This window comes from Pseudoxanthomonas sp. P4_B2 (assembly GCF_056402315.1).
In genome coordinates, this window is sequence record NZ_JBFUHQ010000006.1 from 63,786 (window position 1) to 82,267 (window position 18,482).

The following is an 18,482-nucleotide window of genomic DNA, read 5'->3' on the forward strand; positions in this document are numbered from 1 at the left end:
CGTAATCGTTCGTAGGTCGGGGCTACGCCCCCGACGCATGAACCCCAGACGGTGCGCGTGGTGTCGGGGGCGTAGCCCCGACCTACGGACGGGTTACCGGAAGGTCGGCATCGATCATCTGCAGCGTTCTGGCCAACGCACCGCGCCCCTGCTCCACCAACTCGCGACCGGCATCCACCATCGTCTGCCGCCTCGCCGCATCCTCCAGCAACTGGCCAAGCGCGATCCCGACGCCGTGCGCATCCTCGGCGATCAGCAACGCGCCGGCTTCCTTCAGTCGCTTGGAAATCTCGGCGAAGTTATGCAGATGGGGCCCGGTCACCATGGCCGTGCCCACCGCCGCCGGTTCCAGCAGGTTATGCCCGCCGATCGGTTGCAGGCTGCCGCCGACGAAGGCGACCTCGGCGCAGGCGTAGAACGGCATCAGTTCGCCCAGCGTATCGATCACGAACACATCGTCGCCGGCATTGGGCCAGGTCGATTTGCGGCGGGTAGCGACTTTCCAGCCGGCCGCTTGCGCTTGCTCGGCGACCCGGGGGAAACGTTCGGGGTGACGGGGCGCCCATAGCAGCAACAGGTTCGGCCATCGCTGCCGCAGCCCGCGGTGCAGGGCAATGACCGCCGCTTCCTCGTCCTCATGGGTGCTGGCTGCGATCCATACCGGCCGCTGCCCCGCCTGGTCGCCGAAAGCGCGCACGAAATCGGCGAGGCCTTCCGGAGCGGCGATGTCGAACTTGAGGTTGCCCGTATCCACCACCCCGCCAGGCATCGCACCTAGAGCGACGAAACGCTTGCCGTCGAGCGTGGATTGGGCACCGATGCGCTTGAGCGTGCGCACCACTCTCGAAATCAGCGGCGCCAGCACGCGGTAGCCGCGCAGCGAGCGCGCCGACAGACGCGCGTTGAGGATGTAGGTGGGAATGCCCTGATCGCGACAGCCGAACAGCAGGTTGGGCCACAACTCGGTTTCCATCACCAGTGCCAACTGCGGGCGAAAGTGGCGCAGGAAACGCGATATCGCGCCTGGCAGGTCGTAGGGCACGTAGACATGCTCGACCCCCTCGCCCCACAGAGCGCGCACGCGCTCGGAACCGGTCGGGGTGATGGTGGTCACCAGCCAGCGCCATTCGGGATGCGCCCGGCGCAGGGCGTCGACCACAGGCACCGCGGCATTGACCTCGCCCACCGATACCGCGTGCAGCCACACATCGATTCGCGGCTGCGGCGGACCGTAGGAAGCGTAGCGCTCGTCCCAGCGCTGGAAATATTCGCGGAAACGGAAACCGCGCCAGATCAGGTGGTAGACCGTGACTGGCGTCAGTACATAGAGCACGGCCGAATACAGGCCACGCAGGAAACGCTCGGTCAGGTCCATCCGCATCGCGGAAGGATAACCAACTGAACCGTTAGAATCGCTGTATGGCCGAACTTGACCGCGTTGAAAGCCCTCGCAACGACAACGACTCGGCACCGAAGGGCGTCCGCCAGTGGCCGGCATGGCTCGGCATCGGCTTGGCCGCCTTGCTGGCGCGCTTGCCGTGGCCGTTGCAACGCGGCTTGGGAAGGTTGGCGGGCAGGTTCCTGCATGCAGTGCTGCGCAGCCGACGCCACATCGCCGAACGCAACATCGCCCTGTGTTTCCCGGAGCTGGACGCGGCGCAGCAGGCGTCGCTGGTGTACAAGAGTTTTTCCGAACTCGGCATCGGCCTGTTCGAATTCGCGCGCGCCTGGTGGGGCAGCGTGGAGCCGATGCGTCGCGGTCTGCGGGTGGAAGGACTGGAGTATCTTGAAGCGGCGCGCGCAGGCGGTCGTGGCGTGATCGTGATTTCCGGCCACTTCACCACCCTGGAGATCTCCGCGCGGTTGATGTGCGATTACGCCCCGCTCGCCGGCATGTACCGTCCGCACGACCAGGGCGCAATGGAATGGGCGGTAAAACATGGGCGCCTGCGCTATGCGGCGCAGATGTTCACCCGCGAGGAATTGCGGCCCGCGCTGAAGCACCTGAAACAGGGGGGACTGCTGTGGTTCGCACCGGACCAGGACACGCGCCGCGGCGAAAGCGTATTCGTGCCGTTCTTCGGCCTGCCCGCCTACAGCCTGACTTCCACCCACCAGCTCTCGCGGCTGTCGGGAGCCAGCGTGATCGCCTTCGCGCACGAGCGCCGCGCCGATGGCGGCTACACCCTGCAGCTATCGCCGGCCTTCGAGGAATTCCCTTCCAAGGATGCCACCGCCGATACCGCACGGGTGATGGCAGCGATCGAAGCAATGGTGCGCAAGGCGCCAACGCAGTACTTATGGATCCACCGTCGCTTCAAGCGTCAGCCGGATGGGCGCGGAAAACTATACGAATGACGTGATGCATTGCGTAGGGCGGGTTTTAACCCGCCATTGCCATCGTTCCGATTGCGATGGCAATTAGCGAAACCGCTTTTTTGCGCCGTGCGTGTTCGCTTCGCCAATAGGCGAGGCGCGTTTTATGCATGGCAATGGCGGGTTGAGACCCGCCCTACCGGTATACGTCGGCTTCGCCTTGAGGGCGCGTCTTGAAACGCCGGTGTACCCAGAGATATTGCTCGGGATGCTGACGCACCACCTGTTCCAGTTCACTCATGTAACGCGCGGCGTCGGCGGCAGGATCGCCGCTGGGCCAGCCGCTCCATTGCGCCTCTATGCGCAGGCGGTAGCGGCCATCGTCGCCGCGATGGAACCAGAACGGCAACACTGTCGCCTTGCCGCGCCGCGCCAGATCCGGCGTGGCTGTCAGCGTGGCCGCGGCCACGCCGAAGAACGGCACGAAAGCGTTCTGGTAGGTGAAGTTCTGGTCGGCCGAATACGCCACCACCCCGCCCTGCGACAGCGTGCGCAGCAGGCCACGCACATCTTTCTTGGCGATGGTGCCGGCGAACGCGCGACGACGTGCGCCATCGAACATCGCTTCCAGGCAGCGGTTGTTGTTGCGGCGTACCACCACATGCACCGGTTGTCCTGAGACCTGCTGCAAGAGGCGCGCGGCCAGTTCGGAATGGGTGAAATGGCCGCCGAACAGCAATACGCCGCGGCCCGATACGGTGGCCGCGCGAAGATGCTCGAGTCCTTCGACTTCGGCTAGGCCTTGCAGCGCCGATGCCGGCGCGTACCAGGCGCGCAACAGTTCCAGCGCGCCGGTGGCGGTGGCGCGTACGTTTTCGCGCAGCAAACGGCGCCGTTGCGTAGCGTCCAGTCCGGGGAAGCACAAGGCCAGGTTGATGCGTGCATAGCGACGCCGCTTGCCCAGCAGCGGCCACATCAGAATGCCGAGTAAGGTTCCCAATCCCAGCAACAAGGGCTGCGGCAACCGCGCGATGCTCGCCGCCAGCAAGTCCAACGGCGCGATGAACCAGCAACGCGCCTTTCCGGCTTCAGTCGCGCTGGTTTCAGTCATGTTCCCTGGCTAACAAGCTGCCTGAATACAGCGCCGCCAACATCAACGCCAGCCCGCCCCAGAAGGTGGAATAGAACGCCAGATGGGTGTTGAACGGAAACACGGTGACGCCCAGCGCCAGCATCGCTGGGCGGGCGCGTTCCCGCGCTTCGGGCGTCGCGTAGCGCCAGGCGCGCCACGCCAACGCTGCGCCGGCTAGCCACAGCAGCAGGCCGATCACACCGGTTTCGGCCAGTATTTCCAGCACGATTTGGTGAGCATGATGCGCAGGCCCGGCACCCCAGGCCGGCTGCGTGTTGGGGGACGGATCGCAGGCCGGGTATTCCTCGCGGAAATTGCGCGTGCCCACGCCGTTGATCGGGTGCTGTCCGATCATGCAGGTGGCCGCGCGCCAGATCTGCGCGCGCCCGGATAGGGCTACATCGACTCCGCTTTCGTCGGCGGCCAGGGCTTGCGTGGTGCGCTGGATGCGCTCGCGGAACTGCGGCGACACAAGATTCAACACGATCAGCGACAACGCGCCGAACGCGAACACGGCCAGCAGTTTCTTCCAGCCGAGCAAGCGCCAGCCGGAGAAAACCAGCACCAGTCCGTAAGTCAGCCAGGCGGCGCGCGCGCCCGCCAGCAGGATCACCAAACCGATCGCGGCCGACGCCAGCACCCAGCCGAGCATGCCGAAACGCTTGCCGAGTGCGAACAGCGCGAACGGCGACAAGCTGGCTAGCACCACGCCCAGTTTCAGGTTGCAGGGGCCCAGAAATCCGCTCAGACGATCCAGCGCAAGCGTGTCTTCCGCGGTGCACATGCCGTGGCCGCTGATCAGCTGCTTGAGCTGATCGAGCCCCCAAAACAGCGGACTGGTGCCGAAGATCACCTGCAGCAACGCATCGACCGTCCACACCGTCACGATGATCGCCAAGCCACTAAAGGTAGTGCGCCTGCCCTTTTCATTGGCGACTGCGGCCGCCACCAGCCACAGGAACGGCAGATAGCGCAGGCCGGTGCCTACTTTGTAAAACGCATGCGAAGTATCGGTGGCATCGAATGCGGAGATGAGTTGCGGTACCCAGTAGGCCAGGAACAAGGCGCTGGTCAGCGCCCATGCCGGCCCGCTGAGCAAGCGCATGCCGCCGCGAAAACGCACCAGCAGCAGGCGCACGATCGCGGCCAGGGCGCCCAGCACCATCACCCCTTCGGCGATGCCAGGAGCAGGCCACAGGGCGACGACGGCGAGTACCCAGGCGGGCGCCCAATGCCAGCCATGGCCGGCCGCAGGAGCGGTGTTGTCAACGGGTAGCGCGTTCGGAGTCATCAGCGTGCTCTATAAGCGGCGGGTTCTTGAGCAACGAGTTCTTGGTAAAGATCCAGCGTGGCGTCCTGCATCGCGTGCAGGGTATAGGGCATCGTAGCCAATGGCGACGGTGGATGGGTCAACAATGCGTTGGCTTGCACGAGCAGTGCGGCTTCGTCGAAAGGCGGCACCGCGCCTTGCGGCTGCAGTTCGGCCAGCAATTCGCCTACGCCGCCATGCGCCCAACCCAGCACCGGGCGACCGACCGACAGGGCCTCGATCACCGTACGCCCGAAGGATTCGGGTTTGCGCGACAGCTGCAGCACCAGGTCGCACGCGGCATACGCATCGGCGATGCGCGAGGTGGCGGCGGTGAAGGCCGTTACCTCCGCGATGCCCAACTTCGCCGCCTCGGCTTCCATCTCGGCGATGTAGTCCTCGCGCCCGGCTTCGCGCGCGCCGGGCAGCCAAAGGCGCGCGTCGCTACCGTCGCGACGCAGGCCGGCGAGCAGACGCAATGCATCGATGTGGCCCTTCAAGCGGGTACCGCGCCCGGGCAACAGCAACAAGGGCGCTCCGCCCGCGAGCTGCGGATATTGCTTCGCGAACTCGGACCGCAATGTCCGCTCGGGCCATGCCATGCGAGGAAACTGAGCGATGTCTATGCCACGCGGTATCACTCGCAATTTGTCCGCATCCGTTTGCGGATAGTGCTGCAGCACGTAGCGACGCACCGTATCGGAAACGCAGATGACGCGCTCGCCGTAGGTCATGACCGCGCTGTAGCGACCGGGCGAATTGAGCCCATGCATGGTGGTGACGAAATGCGGCCGCTGCGTCCCGGCGATGCCCTGCACCGCCTTCCAGCCCAGCCAGGCGGGCAGACGCGAACGTGCGTGCACGATATCCGCGCGCTCGCGGACTATGAGTTTCCGCAGCGTGGGCAGATGGCGGAAGGTAAGCAACGACTTGCGCCCGATATCCAGCGCGACATGCTCGGCGCCAGTCTTCTGCAAGGCCGGCAACAGGCGGCCGCCCGCGGAAACGACGATGGCGCGATGCCCTGCATCGACCAAGGCCTGGGAAATTTCGAGGGCGGAACGCTCTACACCGCCGGATTCGAGCGCGGGGAGCAGCTGTACAACCGTCAGGCGACGCATCGGCGCAGTACCTGTGCGCGCGGGATCGGCATGCGTGGATATCAATCAGCGAGAACGAAATGCGAGCCGCAGTAAGGGCATTGCACGTCCTTGTTCGGCGCCTCTTCGATGGCCAAGTACACGCGCGGATGCGAGTTCCACAACGCCATCGACGGCAACGGGCAGCTAAGCGGCAGGTCGCTTCGATGCACGGTGTAGCGCTTCTCGGCATTGGCGGGCGCGGTGGCGGTCTGGCTCATGGGATTTGGTCGGTCGGTACGAGGCCTCAGTCTAACAGCCGGCTACATACCGCAAAAGAGAAAGGAGTATGGGCTTGAGCTTCTTGCCTTTGCTCTTGCTCTTTCAATGCCCCGTGAGGCGCGGCAAAAGGGGCGGGTAAAACCCCGCAGGGGCGGCGCACAAGGATGTGCGCCGTTTCCGGAGGCGCACGAATGCGCTTTACGGTTGTCCCGACCCTTTTGCGAACCCAGCGGCTTCATCGCTGGGCGCGGCGTAGAGCCTGCCCCGTACTTGATACGGGGGCGGCTTTCTTTTGGTTACTTTTCTTTGCCGTTCAAAGAAAAGTGACTCGCGCAAAGCGCGAAACGCTTTGAGGCAAGAACAAAGGCAAGATCAAGAGCCCCCCCTCAATCCTCCCCTGCGCTGCGCGCAAAGGGGGGGCAGAGGCAAGAGCAAGATCAAGATCAAGATCAAGATGGATCCCAGCTTTCGCTGGGATGACGAGCAAAAAACGCTGGCCACGACAATCGCGGCCAGCGTTTCAACAAGATCAGAGGCGTGCCGATTACTCGGCCTTGGGCACGATCGCCTCGGTGGTGATGCGCAGCGACACGGCGTCGCTTACGTTCGGCACGTATTTGCCCAGGCCGAACTCGCTGCGCTTGACCGTCGCGGTAGCGTCGAAACCGACCGCGGCGCGCTTGGCCATCGGCTGCTCGCCCGCCTTATTCAATTTCACTTCCAGCACCACCGGCTTGGTCACGCCCTTGACAGTCAGATCGCCGGTGACTTTCAGCCTGCCCTCGCCCGCCGATTCCACTTTGGTGCTCTTGAAGGTGGCAGCCGGATACTTGGCCGCATCGAACCAGTCGGCGCTGGTCAGATGGTCGTAGAAATCGGTGGCCAGCGCGCTCAAGCCGGTCAACGGCAGCGTGACCTGCACGCTGGAGGCGGAAACCTTGTCCGCGTCGTAAACGATGGTGCCGTCGGCATTGCCGAAATTGACGCTCGGGTTGGAGAAGCCGAAGTGGCTCCAACTGGCGATGACGTTGGTGTGGTTGGGATCGATCTTGTAAGTGACCGGCGCGGCGAAAGCGGAACCGGCGAAAGCGAACAGGGCGGCAACGAGCAGGGTCTTGCGCATGAGGGGACTCCTTGGGTGTTTGCGATTGATGGGAACAGAAAGCGGGTTGGGGCGGAGTGAACTACTCGATACGCGCCACTTCGTCGAAGGACAGGCGCGGCGAACGCGGGAACAGGCCGACAGAATCGCCATAACCCAGATTCACCAGGAAGTTGGATTTGACGGTAGTGCCGGCGAAGAACGCCGCATCGACCTTGGCGTTGTCGAAACCGGACATTGGGCCTGCACCCAGACCCAGCGAACGGGCGGCCAGGATCAGGTAGGCCCCTTGCAGGCTGCCATTACGGAAGGCGGCGTCATGGCGATTCTCGCGCGGGCCGTCGAACCAGGCCTTGGCGTCGGTGTGCGGAAACAAATACGGCAGCTTCTCGTGGAAGTCCTCGTCGTAGGCCACGATCGCGGTCACCGGCGCGGCCATGGTCTTGGCCAGGTTGCCTTCCGACAGGGCGGGCCTGAGCTTTTCCTTGGCCGCGGGCGACTTCACGAACACGAAGCGCGCCGGCGACATGTTGGCTGAGGTCGGGCCCCATTTCAGCAAGTCGTACAGCGCACGCAGCTGCGCGTCCTCGATCGGGCGGTCCTGATAGGTGTTCTGGGTGCGCGCGGTACGGAACAGCTGGTCCAGCGCGTTGTCGTTCAAGACGTCTGACATGTCACATCCTTGGAGGGATCAAGTGATTCGAAGGATTCGCGAGGCAGCGCAAACCGAGGCGCGCAGTGTAGAGTGTCCCGGCAATGGCAACATCAAGCCAGTTCGGAACGGATTGTTTTAGTTTCTGGAACAAAGTCCTGTAGATCCCATGGATTCGACACAGCTCTGGACCCTCACCGACGGTCATGCAGGAAACCGCCGCCAGGCCGATGCGCTGGCCGCGGCGCTAAATTGCGGACCCGCCAAAGACTGGCGGCTGGACCCGCGCCTGCCCTGGAACATGCTCGCCCCGCGCAGCTTCGCTGGCGCCGACCACGCTTTCGGACCGGCGTTCGCGCAGGCGCTGGCGCAGCCGCCGCCGTTGGCCATCGGCTGCGGTCGCCAGGCCGCGCTGGCCACGCGTCTGCTGCATGAGCGCGGCGGCAAGGTGGTGCAGATCCTCGATCCGCGCATCGACACCCGATATTGGAATCTGGTGGTCGCTCCCGAACACGACCTGCTTTCGGGCGACAACGTCATCACCCTGCTCGGTAGCCTGAATCCTGTCGACGAGACGTGGCTCGCACGGGCGCGCGAGGCATTCGCGGTATTCGCCGAACTGCCGCAACCCCGCACTGCCGTCTTGTTGGGAGGCTCCAGTTCGCACGCACGCTTCGATCGCAGCGCCTTCGAGGTGTTGGCCTCGAAGCTGGAGGTCGCGCTGGCGCGCGAGGGCGGCAGCGTCTTGATCACGACTTCGCGCCGCACCCCTGCCGACCTGATCGCCGCCTTGCGCCATCGCTACGTGGAGACCCCCGGCGTGGTTTGGTGCGGAGAAGCCGATGGGGTCAATCCCTACCAAGGGTTGTTGGCGTGGGCCGACCGCATCGTGTGCTCGCCGGATTCGGTGAACATGGTGTCCGAAGCCTGCGCGACGGACGCGCCGGTGTTCGTATTCGATCCGACCCGCGTCAGCGGCAGGCCACGCAAATTCCTGGACTCGTTGCTGGCGCATGGCCGCATCCGCGCGATGGATACCCAGCTGGCGCCGTTCCAGGTCGAGCCGCTGCGGGAAACCGCGCGGGTCGCAGCACTCGTACGTGAACGCCTCGGTTTGTAGGAGCTGCGTAAGCTGCGACCGTGGACCGCCGGAAAGAGTGTTGCACGCTGAAAGTTTCAGCTCGCAGCGCAGCTCCTACAACGCGGGGCGTGCTTCGTCGTCGAAGACCAGACCTTGCGCACGCGCAGCGGCACTCACCATCAGTCGCCTGGCAGCCAGCGATTCGCTTTCCAGCAACAGGCGAGGACGACGGTCCAGCGTGCAATTCAGGCCCTCGGACACGAAATATCCATGCGCACGCAGCAACGACTGGGACTGCGTTTCGTCCAGCGTGTTGGCCGTCCGCAGCGCGTCGATCAATCCTTGCGTATCGCGCGGCCCCAGCAAGGCGGCATGCGAAGAAGAATCCCGCAACACCAGGAACTGCAACAGGAACTCCAGGTCGACCAGTCCGCCCGCGCCCTGCTTGAGATCGAACCGCGCCGCATCGCTGCGATCCAGCTCTGCGCGCATCTTCAGGCGCATGCTGCCGACTTCTTCCTGCAGCTTCCGTACCTCACGCGATTGGGACAGGGTCCGTTCGCGGATCGCGTCGAATTCGGCCAGCAGCGACGCGTCGCCGGCGACGCCGCGCGCCCGCACCAGCGCCTGGTGCTCCCAGGTCCAGGCGCGTTCGAGCTGATAGTCGCGGTAACTGGACACCGACGACACCAGCAGGCCCTTCGCACCGTCGGGCCGCAGGCGCACGTCAACGTCGTACAGGCGCCCGGCGCCGGTGGCAGCACCTAGCAAGGCCACGAGCTTCTGGGCCAGACGCGCGTACCAGCGTCCCGCTTCCAACGACCGTGCGCCACTGGAGACGGCCGAAGCATCGGCGTCGAACAGGAACACCAGATCCAAGTCGGAACCGAAACCGAGTTCCTCGCCGCCTAAGCTGCCATAGCCGACCACCGCGAAGCGCCCACCGGCGACTTCGCCATGCGCGGCGACCACTTCGGCATGCACCATGCGCAACACTACGCGCACCACTTCTTCGGCCAGCCACGCCAGCTGCCGCATGCTGTCGCGCGCAGACTGGCGTCCGTCCAACGCCGCCAGCGCGATGCGGAAGCTCAGCGCGAGGCGCTTCTCGTTGAGCGCGCGCAAAGCGGTTTCGGGATCGTCCTCGTGCAGTGCCGGCTCGCATTCGCGACGCATGACCTCGCGGTCCGGCATGGGTCCGCCGACGCGCGTATCCAGCAGTTCGTCCAGCAGCAGCGGATACAGTGCCAGCCGTTCGGCCAGCAAGGCGCTGCGCGCCACCACGTCCACCAGGCGATTCAGGGCGCTGGGCTGTTCGTCGAGCAAGGCCAGATAACTGGCGCGGCGAAGGATCGCGCGCAGCAGGACCAGTAGCCGCTTGATCGCCGCGTCCGGTTGCGAGGATCGCGCCGCCCCCTCCAGCAAGGCCGGCAGGACGCGATCCAACCGTGCGCGTGCGCCATCGGAAAGACCGAGCACGCCGCTGGAATTGGCGAAATCGCGCAAGGCCGCGTCGGCGCTGCCCGGATCGGCGAATCCCGCAGTCGCCAACGCTTCCGCATTACCGGCGTTCGGCAGCGCGCGCCAATAGCCGCTCAGCGCGCCCGGCGTGGCGTCGCGTTGGCGCGGCGCCAGCAATTCGCTGAATTCCGCAGCGACCCGCGCGCGCTGCACCGCCAGCGCTGCCTCCAGCGCGCTCCAGTCCGGATAGCCGAGGCCCAGGGCGATACGCGCGCGGTCCAACGCATTCTCCGGCAAGGCATGGGTCTGCACGTCGCGCAGCATCTGCAGCCGGTTCTCGAGCTTGCGCAGGAAGCGATAAGCATGGATCAACGCGTCGCCGTCTTCCTGCGATATCTGCCGCGCTCGCATAAGCGCGTCCAGCGCAGGAAGCAGGCGGCGTTCGCGCAGCGCGGTTTCGCGCCCGCCGTGGATCAGCTGCAGCGCCTGGGCCAGGAATTCGATCTCGCGGATGCCGCCTGGGCCGCGCTTGATGTCGTCGGCCAACTCGCGGCGGGCGACTTCTGCGGCGATGGCGGCCTTCATCTCGCGCAGGCCATCCAGCGCAGTGAAGTCCAGGTAGCGGCGATACACGAACGGCCGCAATGTCTGCAGCCATTGTTCGCCCGCTTCGATATCGCCGGCCACCGCCCGCGCTTTCAGCCAGGCGTAACGCTCCCAGTCGCGGCCTTCGCGCTGGAAGTACTGGTCCATGCCGGCGAAGGAAAGCGCCACCCTGCCCGCGTTGCCGAAAGGACGTAAACGCAGATCGACGCGATGGCTGAATCCGTCGACGGTCGGCTCGTCCAGCAGTTTGGCCAGGCGCTGGCCCAGACGCGCGAAGTAGTCCTCCGCCGCCAGCGAACGCGTGCCATCGGACTCGCCGCCCTGCGGATAGGTATAGACCAGGTCGATGTCGGAAGAGAAATTGAGTTCGCCGCCGCCCAGCTTTCCCAATCCGAATACGACCAGCCGTTGCCTGGCGCCGTCGGCGGCGCGCACCACGCCATGCCGCTGGGCGAACTCGGTTTCCAGCGCCTCCAGCGCGGTGCGCAGGCAGTTCTCCGCCAGTCGCGTGCTGCTGGCCAGAATCGCGTCCACCTCATCGAGGTCCAGCACGTCGCGCCAAACCAGGCGAGTCGATTCGGCGGCACGGTAACTGCGCAATTGCTCCGGCCACTGCGCCGATCGTTCCGCCGACAGCACGGGCGGAGCGAACGCTTCAGCGCCTTCGTCGTGCTTGAGCATCTCCAGCAATCCAGGCTGCTTGCGCAATGTCTCCAACGCGAAATCGCTGGCGGCGATCACCTTGCCTACGCGTTCGGCGAATGCGGCGTCCTCCAGCAATGCGGCCGCTTCGGCCGAACGCGCGCGCAAGCCAGTCAGGCCGCGCTCGACGATTGCTTCGATCAACGCTGTGGTCTTTATCGCATCGTTTCCCATGGCCGGCGATTGTGTCACGCGCAGCGTCCCGCATCGGCGAACACTTCCACCAGCCAGTCGATGAACACCCGCACGCGCGGCGAGAGCTGGCGATTGCGCGGATACAGCAGCGATACCGGCGAAGGCGCGGGCGGATGATCGGGCAACACCTCCACCAGCGTGCCGCGCTCGAGATCCGCTTCCAGGTTGTAGCGTGGCGCCTGGATCAGTCCCAGCCCCAGCCGCGCGGCAGCGGAGTAGCTCTCGGCGCCGGTTACGGAAAGTCTGGTCGGCAAGGTCACGTTGCGGGCAACGCCGTCCTTGATGAATTCCAGGGGAAGCAATGCGCCGGTGGCCGAAGAACGGAAGCCAACCATGCGATGACCCTGCAAGGCCTCGATGCTAGTCGGCACGCCGAACTCGGCGAAATAGGCCGGCGAAGCGCAAGTCACTTCCTGCAGCATGGCCACGCGCCGCGCCACCATGTCGGTGTCCCGCGGTTCGCCGACGCGTAGTACGCAATCGACGCCTTCGCGCACCAGATCCACCCAGCGGTCGCCCTCGCCCATGAACAATTCGAGATCCGGATAGCGGGCCAGGAACGAGGGCAGCGCCGGCAGCACGAAACGGCGCGCCAGCGTGCCCTGCACATCGACGCGTAGCAGTCCACGCGGCTTGGCCCCGGCGAAGGCGGCCTCCGCGTCTTCGATGTCGCCCAGGATCGCCAGGCATCGGCGGTAATAGGCCTCGCCATCCAGGGTCGGGCTGACTGTGCGCGTGGTCCGCTGCAACAGGCGCACGCCCAGGCGGGTTTCCAGCTGTTTGATGGCGTCGGTGGCGGTGGAACGCGGCAGCCCAAGGTCTTGCGCCGCCTGGGTAAAGCTGCGCTGTTCGACCACCCGGATGAAGACCCGCATCGCGTCGAATCGATCCATGGATTGTTCGCCATATCCGGCAGATGATTCCGAATATTGGTGGATTATCCGCAGAAAGGAAAGGCGCATCTTTCCCTCACCGGCTGCGGCCGGCCACCCCGCTTCCCGAGGAGTCCCCATGAACACCACCACTTCCCGTATCGCCCTGGTCACTGGCGCCTCCCGCGGCATCGGCGCCGCTATCGCTCAGCGCCTGGCCCGCGACGGTCACGCCGTCATCGTCAATTACGCTGGCAATGCAGCGGCCGCCGAGCAAGTAGTTCGCAACATCGAGGCCGGCGGCGGTAGGGCTATGGCCGCACAAGCCGATGTGGCCGACGCGGCGGCCGTGGCGCGCATGTTCGATTCGGCCGAAGCGGCTTTCGGCGGCATCGACGTGCTGGTCAACAACGCGGGCATTTTGAAATTGAGTGCGATCGGCGCCAGCGACGATGCGCTGTTCGACACCCAGATCGCGGTCAACCTCAAAGGCACCTTCAACACCTTGCGCGAAGCCTCCACGCGCATGCGCGATGGTGGACGCATCGTCAACTTCTCCACCAGCGTGGTCGGCACGAAGATGGAGAACTATGGTGTGTATGCCGCGACCAAGGCCGCAGTGGAAACGCTCACCGCCATCCAGTCCAAGGAGCTGCGCGGCCGCAACATCACCGTCAATGCCGTAGCCCCCGGTCCGACCGCAACCGATCTGTTCTTGGACGGCAAGTCCGAGGAACTGGTGCAGCGCATGGCGAAGATGAGTCCGCTGGAACGCCTGGGCACGCCGGAAGACATCGCCGCCGTTGTCGCCTTCCTGGTCGGTCCGGATGGCGGTTGGATCAACGGCCAGGTGCTGCGCGCCAACGGCGGCATGGTCTGACGTCCCGAGGCGATACCGCTTTCCCCAACGAATTCCCTAGCAAATTCGCTCGCTTCCTCAATCAGGCGCGTCCGCGATGGATGCGCCGACACTGGAGAACTGTCATGAACAACGCAAAAGTCATCGTCATCACCGGCGCATCCAGCGGCTTCGGCGCGCTCACCGCCCGCGCCCTGGCCAGAGCTGGCCATACCGTCTACGCCGGCATTCGCGACACCGCTTCGCGCAATGCGCCGCAAGTCGCTGCCGCGCAGCAATTCGCACGCGAGCACAAGGTGGATTTGCGAACGGTAGAACTGGACGTGCAATTGGACGCATCGGTCGAGGTCGGCATCGCGCAGGTCATCGCTGAAACGGGCAGGATCGATGTGATCGTGCATAACGCCGGCCACATGTCCTACGGCCCTGCCGAAGCGTTCACGCCGGAACAGTTCGCCCAGCTTTACGACATCAACGTGCTCAGCGCGCAACGGGTCAACCGAGCCGCGTTGCCGCAGTTGCGCGAACAGCGCCAGGGACTGGTGGTGTGGGTATCGTCGAGCAGCGTGCGTGGCGGCACCCCGCCGTTCCTGTCGCCGTATTTCGCGGCCAAGGCGGCGATGGATTCGCTGGCCGTGTCCTATGCCAGCGAGCTGGCGCGCTGGGGAATCGAAACCAGCATCGTCATGCCCGGCGCCTTCACCAAGGGCACTAACCATTTCGCCCACTCCGGCAAGCCCGACGACACGGCGCGTTCGGCCGAATACGACAGCGGTCCCTATGCCGGACTCTCAGAGCAATCGCTGAAGGCGCTGGCCTCGCTGGAGCCGTCCGACGCGGATGCAGCCTCGGTGGCCGATGGAATCGTGCGGGTGGTGGATATGGAATTCGGCCAGCGTCCGTTCCGCGTGCATATCGATCCATCTCGCGACGGCTGCGAGGAAGTCAGCGGGGTGGGCGACCGGATCCGAACGGAGTTCCTGCAACGCATCGGCCTGCAGGATCTGTTGCTGCCGCGGGTCGGCGGCTGACCTGGGACCGTGCTTGCCTCTTGCTTCTTCATTCCCGCGAAAGCGGGAATGAAGAAGTCGCGTCGGACCCGCTAATCACTCGTCGAAAACGGAGAGGAGACGCGCGGCACTCAAAGCACCATCGCGATATCGCTGAGAGTGCGTAGATGTTCGGCGAGCCTCATGCTTAGAGCGATGATGGTGAAGGTCGGAAACGCCCAACCTCCAGTCGGAAACACCGAGCTGCCGACAACGTAGAGATTGTCGACGCCGTGCACCCGGCATTGGCGATCGACCACACCCAGATTCGGATCGTCGGACATGCGTGTCGTCCCCAGATGGTGCGCCGTGCCGCGCAGCTCCGGAACCGCGACACTGCCTTCCTGCAGCCACGGCTCGAGCTGGAACTTTCCTCCGCACGAGCTCGCAAGCTCGGCGCCGAACAGACCGGCGGCGGTCCGGTACGTGTGCCAATCGAGTTCGGTAAGCCGCCAGTCGACACAGACCTTACGTTGCCCCAACGCATCGACTTCATCGCCCAGCATGACCCGGCTATCGGGATTGGGCGCTTGCTCGAAGTACCCGATCACGTCGACGTAATCGCTCTTGACCGTGGGCTTGTCGGTCAGCTTGCGCCAGACTGCTTGCGCGATGTCCCAGGTGCCCATGCTCACGCGCAACACCAGCTTGCCGATCCCCGCCTTGGCCCTCCCTTCGTCGCTGCCTGGCTCATCGCTTTTCCGGGCGGCACGCATCATCCCTTCCAGGGCCAGGCTCTCATCGCGCACGGGAAAAAGCGCATTCTTCAGATCGCGCAACGCCTGTATCCCCTTGGGCGTGGGAGCCTCCACGGCAACGGGACGGACGCGTCCGCTGAGCAGTTGATGCGCTTGCACCGCCTGATCCGACAGACACAGCTCGGGAAACGAAGGTGCCGGACCTTTGCCCCCGCTACGATCGTAGGGTCGCGTCAGCGGATCTGGGGCGTCGGTGAATAAAGTGCCGAGTTTGCCGCTGGGGTGATCCATGAAATAGCGCCCCACCAGGTCCCGGTCGTTGCCTAATCCGTTCGGCGCTACGGAGTTGGACAACAGCAGGAGCCGCGCATTCTCGATACCCCCGCACGCAAGTACGTAGCGCTGTGCGCGGACCAAACCCCTGCGCCCATCCAGCGCACCGATGCGGGCCTGACGAACGGAAGCTCCGGCGGGCGCGGCCTCGAACTCAAGCAGGTTGGCGTGCAGCAGGACGGTGATGTTCGCGGCTCGTTCGAGTTCGGACCGATACGCGTCGCCGAAGAAGACCGGGCTGAGCACGAAGTTCTGGTTGACCAACTGGTTGGCGTCGAAAGCAACCGGCGCCCGGGCGGGCGGAGTAAGGAACGTACCTTCGGTAAAATCGTGCGACTCGATGCCGCAGACCGCCTGCGCGCGCCGGTAATACGGCTCGATCTCGTCGTAGGAAAGCGGCCAGCCGCTATGCGGAACCCAATCGCGCGGCCCCAGATCCAGAGCGCTCAACGGAACGCAGCCCCCGCCCCATACGTTGCAGCTGCCCCCGAACGCCCGCATCCGCGAAGTCACCGGATCCAGTTCGGGGGATCCGATGGAAGTACCTTGGTACAGCTCCTGATTCCGGTCCTCGCCGGCAAGGCCGCCGCTTTCGACCAGGCATACGTTGAGCGAAGTTCCGATGAAGCTGCGAGCGATCGAGATTCCCGCAGGGCCAGCGCCGATGATGCAAATATCTGCAGAAAAATCGTCCGGACCAGACCTGTCAAGGTAGTCGATGATCATTGCCTCTCCTGCAAGCGCGCGTTCGCGCACAGACCGCACTAGTGCAAACAACGAGTATCGACCTCATTTCCGGCCATGGACGAGCCGGAAAACGCCTGCCGCGGCATTTGGCGCCCAGTGTCCGCTGGACAGTAATCGCAGACCCACTCCCGGCTCCGTGGCGATATATCTTGTGGTCACGCATCCGACAGGGCGCGGCTGCAAGGCGAGCAGCGTGTATTCCTTGCGAGTCAGCGATATCGGTTCGCCGCCCGGATGCTGCACCGCGAATTCAGCGTAAAGTCCGGCTCTGCTCGTGCGGGCACCTACCCACCACGCGACTTTTGTTCCGGAGTACTACGCGATATGGCCATGAAAAAAACTGTGCCCGCCGCCAATCCCGATGCCTATGTGGCGAGCCTCGACGGCTGGCAGCGCGGATGCGTTGAGAGCCTGCGTGCGGCGGTCCGTTCCTCGGCGACGCTGGAGGAAGTCGTGAAGTGGGGCCACCTGGTCTATCTGTCCAACGGCCCGGTGCTGCTCATCCGCGCCGAGGAGCAACGGGTGCTGTTCGGATTCTGGCGGGGACAGCGGCTGCGCGAGATCGAGCCGGGACTCAAGCCCGGCGGGAAGTACGAGATGGCCACACTGGAACTGCGCGAAGGGATGAGCACCAGTGCCGCGACCGTGCGCCGTCTGACCAAGGAAGCGGTGATGCTCAACAAAACGCTTGGGGATCCAACGCAATTGGCCAAGTGACGGATTTGCGATCCGCCCCGCGCTTGCGGGAGATTTAGCCCGAAGATTTCAAGCCTTGCGAGCCTTCTGCGAAGCCGGTGCATCATCCGTCGCGGTGTCGGCTTCATGGAATACCGGCGCGGCAAAGGGATCCGGGCCCGGCGTGCGGCCGAACTTGATCGGACGGGTAACGCCGCGGTAGCGGCCGATGACGGGGTGCTCGATGTCGCCCACCATTTCTTCGGCCAGCACTTGCGGATGATCGAACATGTCCTCGACCCGCAGCGCGGCGGCGCAAGGTACCTCATCGCCGAACAGCGCTTCCCATTCCAGCGCGCTGTGCCGGGTCAGGGCGGCATGCAGGTGCGGGACGATCTCGTTGGCATGGTCGGCGCGCTTGCGCACCGTATCGTAACGTTCGTTCTGCTCCAGCATGTGCAGACCGGTTTTTTCGCACAACGCCTTCCAGAAGCGCGGTGTGTTGGCCGAAATATAGATATGCCCTTCGCGCGTAGGGTGGATGCCAGTGACGCCGCCGGAGCGCATGTCTCGACCGATATCCAGTGATTCGCCCTCGGCCCAGATCATCCGCGCCGACTGCATGGTCAGCGCGCTGCGCAGCAGCGATATGCCGACGAACTGGCCAAGCCCGCTCCGCTCGCGTTCGTACAGGGCGGAGGCAACACCGGCGGCCAGCAGCGCCGCCGCGTAGTAGTCGACGACCGAGCCGTAGATGATTTCCGGCGCGCCGCCGCGCTTGCCCTGCAGCGCGCACATGCCGGTCATGGTTTGCAGCACCTGATCGTAACCGGCCTTGTCCTTCATCGGTCCGGTCTCGCCGTAGCCGGTGACGGCGCAGTAGATCAGGCGCGGATTGATGAAGCTCAGTTGCTCGTAACTAATGCCCAGGCGCTTGGGCACGCTGGGGCGGAAGTTGTGCACCATCACGTCCGCCTCGCGCACCAGCTTTAGCAGCGCCGCGAAACCCTGCGGTTTCTTCAGGTCCAGGGTCATGCCCTGCTTGCTGCGGTTGACGCCCAGGAAAGCGCGACTTTCGGCCTGCAGCGTGGACGGATATTTGCGCAGGTTGTCGCCGTCGGGCGGCTCGATCTTGAGCACGTCCGCGCCCTGGTCGGCCAACAGCGTGCAGCCGTACGGACCGGCGATGTAGGCGCTGAGGTCGAGCACGCGCACGCCGCTCAACGGACCGGCGGCGCCGGTGCGGCCCGCGAACGCGAACGGGGATTCAGTCGCCATACGATCCTTTCCCTCTACCTCATCCAATAACACTGGCGAAAAGTCTGCTTCATG

At 64.7% G+C, this 18,482-nt stretch carries 16 protein-coding genes; 5 read left to right on the forward strand and 11 right to left on the reverse strand.

Annotated elements, in window-relative coordinates:
• Positions 1-82 precede the first annotated feature (82 nt).
• Positions 83-1,381 (reverse strand): lipid IV(A) 3-deoxy-D-manno-octulosonic acid transferase, encoded by a 1,299-nt coding sequence (gene waaA, locus AC1DTQ_RS15415; RefSeq protein WP_477850697.1) that lies wholly within the window; start codon positions 1,379-1,381, stop codon positions 83-85.
• Between the two features lie 38 nt (positions 1,382-1,419).
• Here waaA and lpxL point away from each other — a divergent pair, with 38 nt between their 5' ends.
• Positions 1,420-2,358 (forward strand): LpxL/LpxP family Kdo(2)-lipid IV(A) lauroyl/palmitoleoyl acyltransferase, encoded by a 939-nt coding sequence (lpxL, locus tag AC1DTQ_RS15420; protein WP_477850698.1) that lies wholly within the window; start codon positions 1,420-1,422, stop codon positions 2,356-2,358.
• A gap of 154 nt (positions 2,359-2,512) precedes the next feature.
• Here lpxL and AC1DTQ_RS15425 read toward each other — a convergent pair whose 3' ends face one another.
• The 6 genes from AC1DTQ_RS15425 to AC1DTQ_RS15450 form a co-directional block, all read right to left on the reverse strand.
• Entirely contained in the window at positions 2,513-3,427 is a 915-nt protein-coding gene (locus tag AC1DTQ_RS15425) for a lysophospholipid acyltransferase family protein (RefSeq protein ID WP_477850699.1), read from the reverse strand.
• Positions 3,420-4,739 (reverse strand): O-antigen ligase family protein, encoded by a 1,320-nt coding sequence (locus AC1DTQ_RS15430; protein ID WP_477850701.1) that lies wholly within the window; start codon positions 4,737-4,739, stop codon positions 3,420-3,422. Before AC1DTQ_RS15430 ends, AC1DTQ_RS15425 begins: the two co-directional genes overlap by 8 nt.
• The gene (locus tag AC1DTQ_RS15435; protein ID WP_477850702.1) at positions 4,739-5,878 is read right to left on the reverse strand and encodes a glycosyltransferase; all 1,140 of its coding nucleotides are present in this window, start codon (positions 5,876-5,878) and stop codon (positions 4,739-4,741) included. The genes AC1DTQ_RS15430 and AC1DTQ_RS15435 overlap by 1 nt, the downstream gene beginning before the upstream one ends.
• A gap of 41 nt (positions 5,879-5,919) precedes the next feature.
• On the reverse strand, positions 5,920-6,117 hold the full coding sequence (locus tag AC1DTQ_RS15440; protein ID WP_310095372.1) for a zinc-finger domain-containing protein: 198 nt from the start codon (positions 6,115-6,117) through the stop codon (positions 5,920-5,922).
• Between the two features lie 545 nt (positions 6,118-6,662).
• Positions 6,663-7,241 (reverse strand): YceI family protein, encoded by a 579-nt coding sequence (locus tag AC1DTQ_RS15445; RefSeq protein WP_477850703.1) that lies wholly within the window; start codon positions 7,239-7,241, stop codon positions 6,663-6,665.
• Between the two features lie 61 nt (positions 7,242-7,302).
• Positions 7,303-7,893, reverse strand: coding sequence for a malonic semialdehyde reductase (locus tag AC1DTQ_RS15450; protein WP_477850704.1), 591 nt, complete (start codon positions 7,891-7,893; stop codon positions 7,303-7,305).
• A gap of 148 nt (positions 7,894-8,041) precedes the next feature.
• Between AC1DTQ_RS15450 and AC1DTQ_RS15455 the strand changes: the two genes are divergently transcribed.
• Entirely contained in the window at positions 8,042-8,992 is a 951-nt protein-coding gene (locus AC1DTQ_RS15455; RefSeq protein ID WP_477850705.1) for a mitochondrial fission ELM1 family protein, read from the forward strand.
• A gap of 75 nt (positions 8,993-9,067) precedes the next feature.
• On the opposite strand, the gene glnE is transcribed toward AC1DTQ_RS15455, so the two are convergent.
• Positions 9,068-11,896: a bifunctional [glutamate--ammonia ligase]-adenylyl-L-tyrosine phosphorylase/[glutamate--ammonia-ligase] adenylyltransferase gene (gene glnE, locus AC1DTQ_RS15460; protein ID WP_477850859.1), complete on the reverse strand. Its 2,829-nt coding sequence runs from the start codon at positions 11,894-11,896 to the stop codon at positions 9,068-9,070.
• A 14-nt stretch (positions 11,897-11,910) separates the two neighbouring features.
• Positions 11,911-12,810, reverse strand: coding sequence for a LysR family transcriptional regulator (locus AC1DTQ_RS15465; protein WP_477850706.1), 900 nt, complete (start codon positions 12,808-12,810; stop codon positions 11,911-11,913).
• A gap of 118 nt (positions 12,811-12,928) precedes the next feature.
• On the opposite strand from AC1DTQ_RS15465, the gene AC1DTQ_RS15470 reads away from it, so the two are divergent.
• Both AC1DTQ_RS15470 and AC1DTQ_RS15475 read left to right on the forward strand, forming a co-directional pair.
• Complete coding sequence (locus tag AC1DTQ_RS15470; protein ID WP_477850707.1) at positions 12,929-13,669, forward strand: SDR family oxidoreductase; 741 nt, start codon at positions 12,929-12,931, stop codon at positions 13,667-13,669.
• Between the two features lie 104 nt (positions 13,670-13,773).
• Positions 13,774-14,679 (forward strand): SDR family oxidoreductase, encoded by a 906-nt coding sequence (locus tag AC1DTQ_RS15475; RefSeq protein WP_477850708.1) that lies wholly within the window; start codon positions 13,774-13,776, stop codon positions 14,677-14,679.
• Between the two features lie 110 nt (positions 14,680-14,789).
• Here AC1DTQ_RS15475 and AC1DTQ_RS15480 read toward each other — a convergent pair whose 3' ends face one another.
• Entirely contained in the window at positions 14,790-16,454 is a 1,665-nt protein-coding gene (locus AC1DTQ_RS15480; RefSeq protein WP_477850710.1) for a GMC oxidoreductase, read from the reverse strand.
• Positions 16,455-16,805: 351 nt separating this feature from the next.
• On the opposite strand from AC1DTQ_RS15480, the gene AC1DTQ_RS15485 reads away from it, so the two are divergent.
• On the forward strand, positions 16,806-17,192 hold the full coding sequence (locus tag AC1DTQ_RS15485; RefSeq protein WP_477850712.1) for a DUF1801 domain-containing protein: 387 nt from the start codon (positions 16,806-16,808) through the stop codon (positions 17,190-17,192).
• A gap of 48 nt (positions 17,193-17,240) precedes the next feature.
• Here the strand turns inward: AC1DTQ_RS15485 and AC1DTQ_RS15490 are convergent, their stop codons facing one another.
• Positions 17,241-18,428, reverse strand: coding sequence for a CaiB/BaiF CoA transferase family protein (locus tag AC1DTQ_RS15490; RefSeq protein ID WP_477850713.1), 1,188 nt, complete (start codon positions 18,426-18,428; stop codon positions 17,241-17,243).
• Positions 18,429-18,482 lie beyond the last annotated feature (54 nt).

Bases quoted from the DNA above. Each gene is read 5' to 3' on its own strand.
- waaA (WP_477850697.1), bottom strand. From the start codon at position 1,381: ATGCGGATGGACCTGACCGAGCGTTTCCTGCGTGGCCTGTATTCGGCC.
- lpxL (WP_477850698.1), top strand. From the start codon at position 1,420: ATGGCCGAACTTGACCGCGTTGAAAGCCCTCGCAACGACAACGACTCG.
- AC1DTQ_RS15425 (WP_477850699.1), bottom strand. From the start codon at position 3,427: ATGACTGAAACCAGCGCGACTGAAGCCGGAAAGGCGCGTTGCTGGTTC.
- AC1DTQ_RS15430 (WP_477850701.1), bottom strand. From the start codon at position 4,739: ATGACTCCGAACGCGCTACCCGTTGACAACACCGCTCCTGCGGCCGGC.
- AC1DTQ_RS15435 (WP_477850702.1), bottom strand. From the start codon at position 5,878: ATGCGTCGCCTGACGGTTGTACAGCTGCTCCCCGCGCTCGAATCCGGC.
- AC1DTQ_RS15440 (WP_310095372.1), bottom strand. From the start codon at position 6,117: ATGAGCCAGACCGCCACCGCGCCCGCCAATGCCGAGAAGCGCTACACC.
- AC1DTQ_RS15445 (WP_477850703.1), bottom strand. From the start codon at position 7,241: ATGCGCAAGACCCTGCTCGTTGCCGCCCTGTTCGCTTTCGCCGGTTCC.
- AC1DTQ_RS15450 (WP_477850704.1), bottom strand. From the start codon at position 7,893: ATGTCAGACGTCTTGAACGACAACGCGCTGGACCAGCTGTTCCGTACC.
- AC1DTQ_RS15455 (WP_477850705.1), top strand. From the start codon at position 8,042: ATGGATTCGACACAGCTCTGGACCCTCACCGACGGTCATGCAGGAAAC.
- glnE (WP_477850859.1), bottom strand. From the start codon at position 11,896: ATGGGAAACGATGCGATAAAGACCACAGCGTTGATCGAAGCAATCGTC.
- AC1DTQ_RS15465 (WP_477850706.1), bottom strand. From the start codon at position 12,810: ATGGATCGATTCGACGCGATGCGGGTCTTCATCCGGGTGGTCGAACAG.
- AC1DTQ_RS15470 (WP_477850707.1), top strand. From the start codon at position 12,929: ATGAACACCACCACTTCCCGTATCGCCCTGGTCACTGGCGCCTCCCGC.
- AC1DTQ_RS15475 (WP_477850708.1), top strand. From the start codon at position 13,774: ATGAACAACGCAAAAGTCATCGTCATCACCGGCGCATCCAGCGGCTTC.
- AC1DTQ_RS15480 (WP_477850710.1), bottom strand. From the start codon at position 16,454: ATGATCATCGACTACCTTGACAGGTCTGGTCCGGACGATTTTTCTGCA.
- AC1DTQ_RS15485 (WP_477850712.1), top strand. From the start codon at position 16,806: ATGAAAAAAACTGTGCCCGCCGCCAATCCCGATGCCTATGTGGCGAGC.
- AC1DTQ_RS15490 (WP_477850713.1), bottom strand. From the start codon at position 18,428: ATGGCGACTGAATCCCCGTTCGCGTTCGCGGGCCGCACCGGCGCCGCC.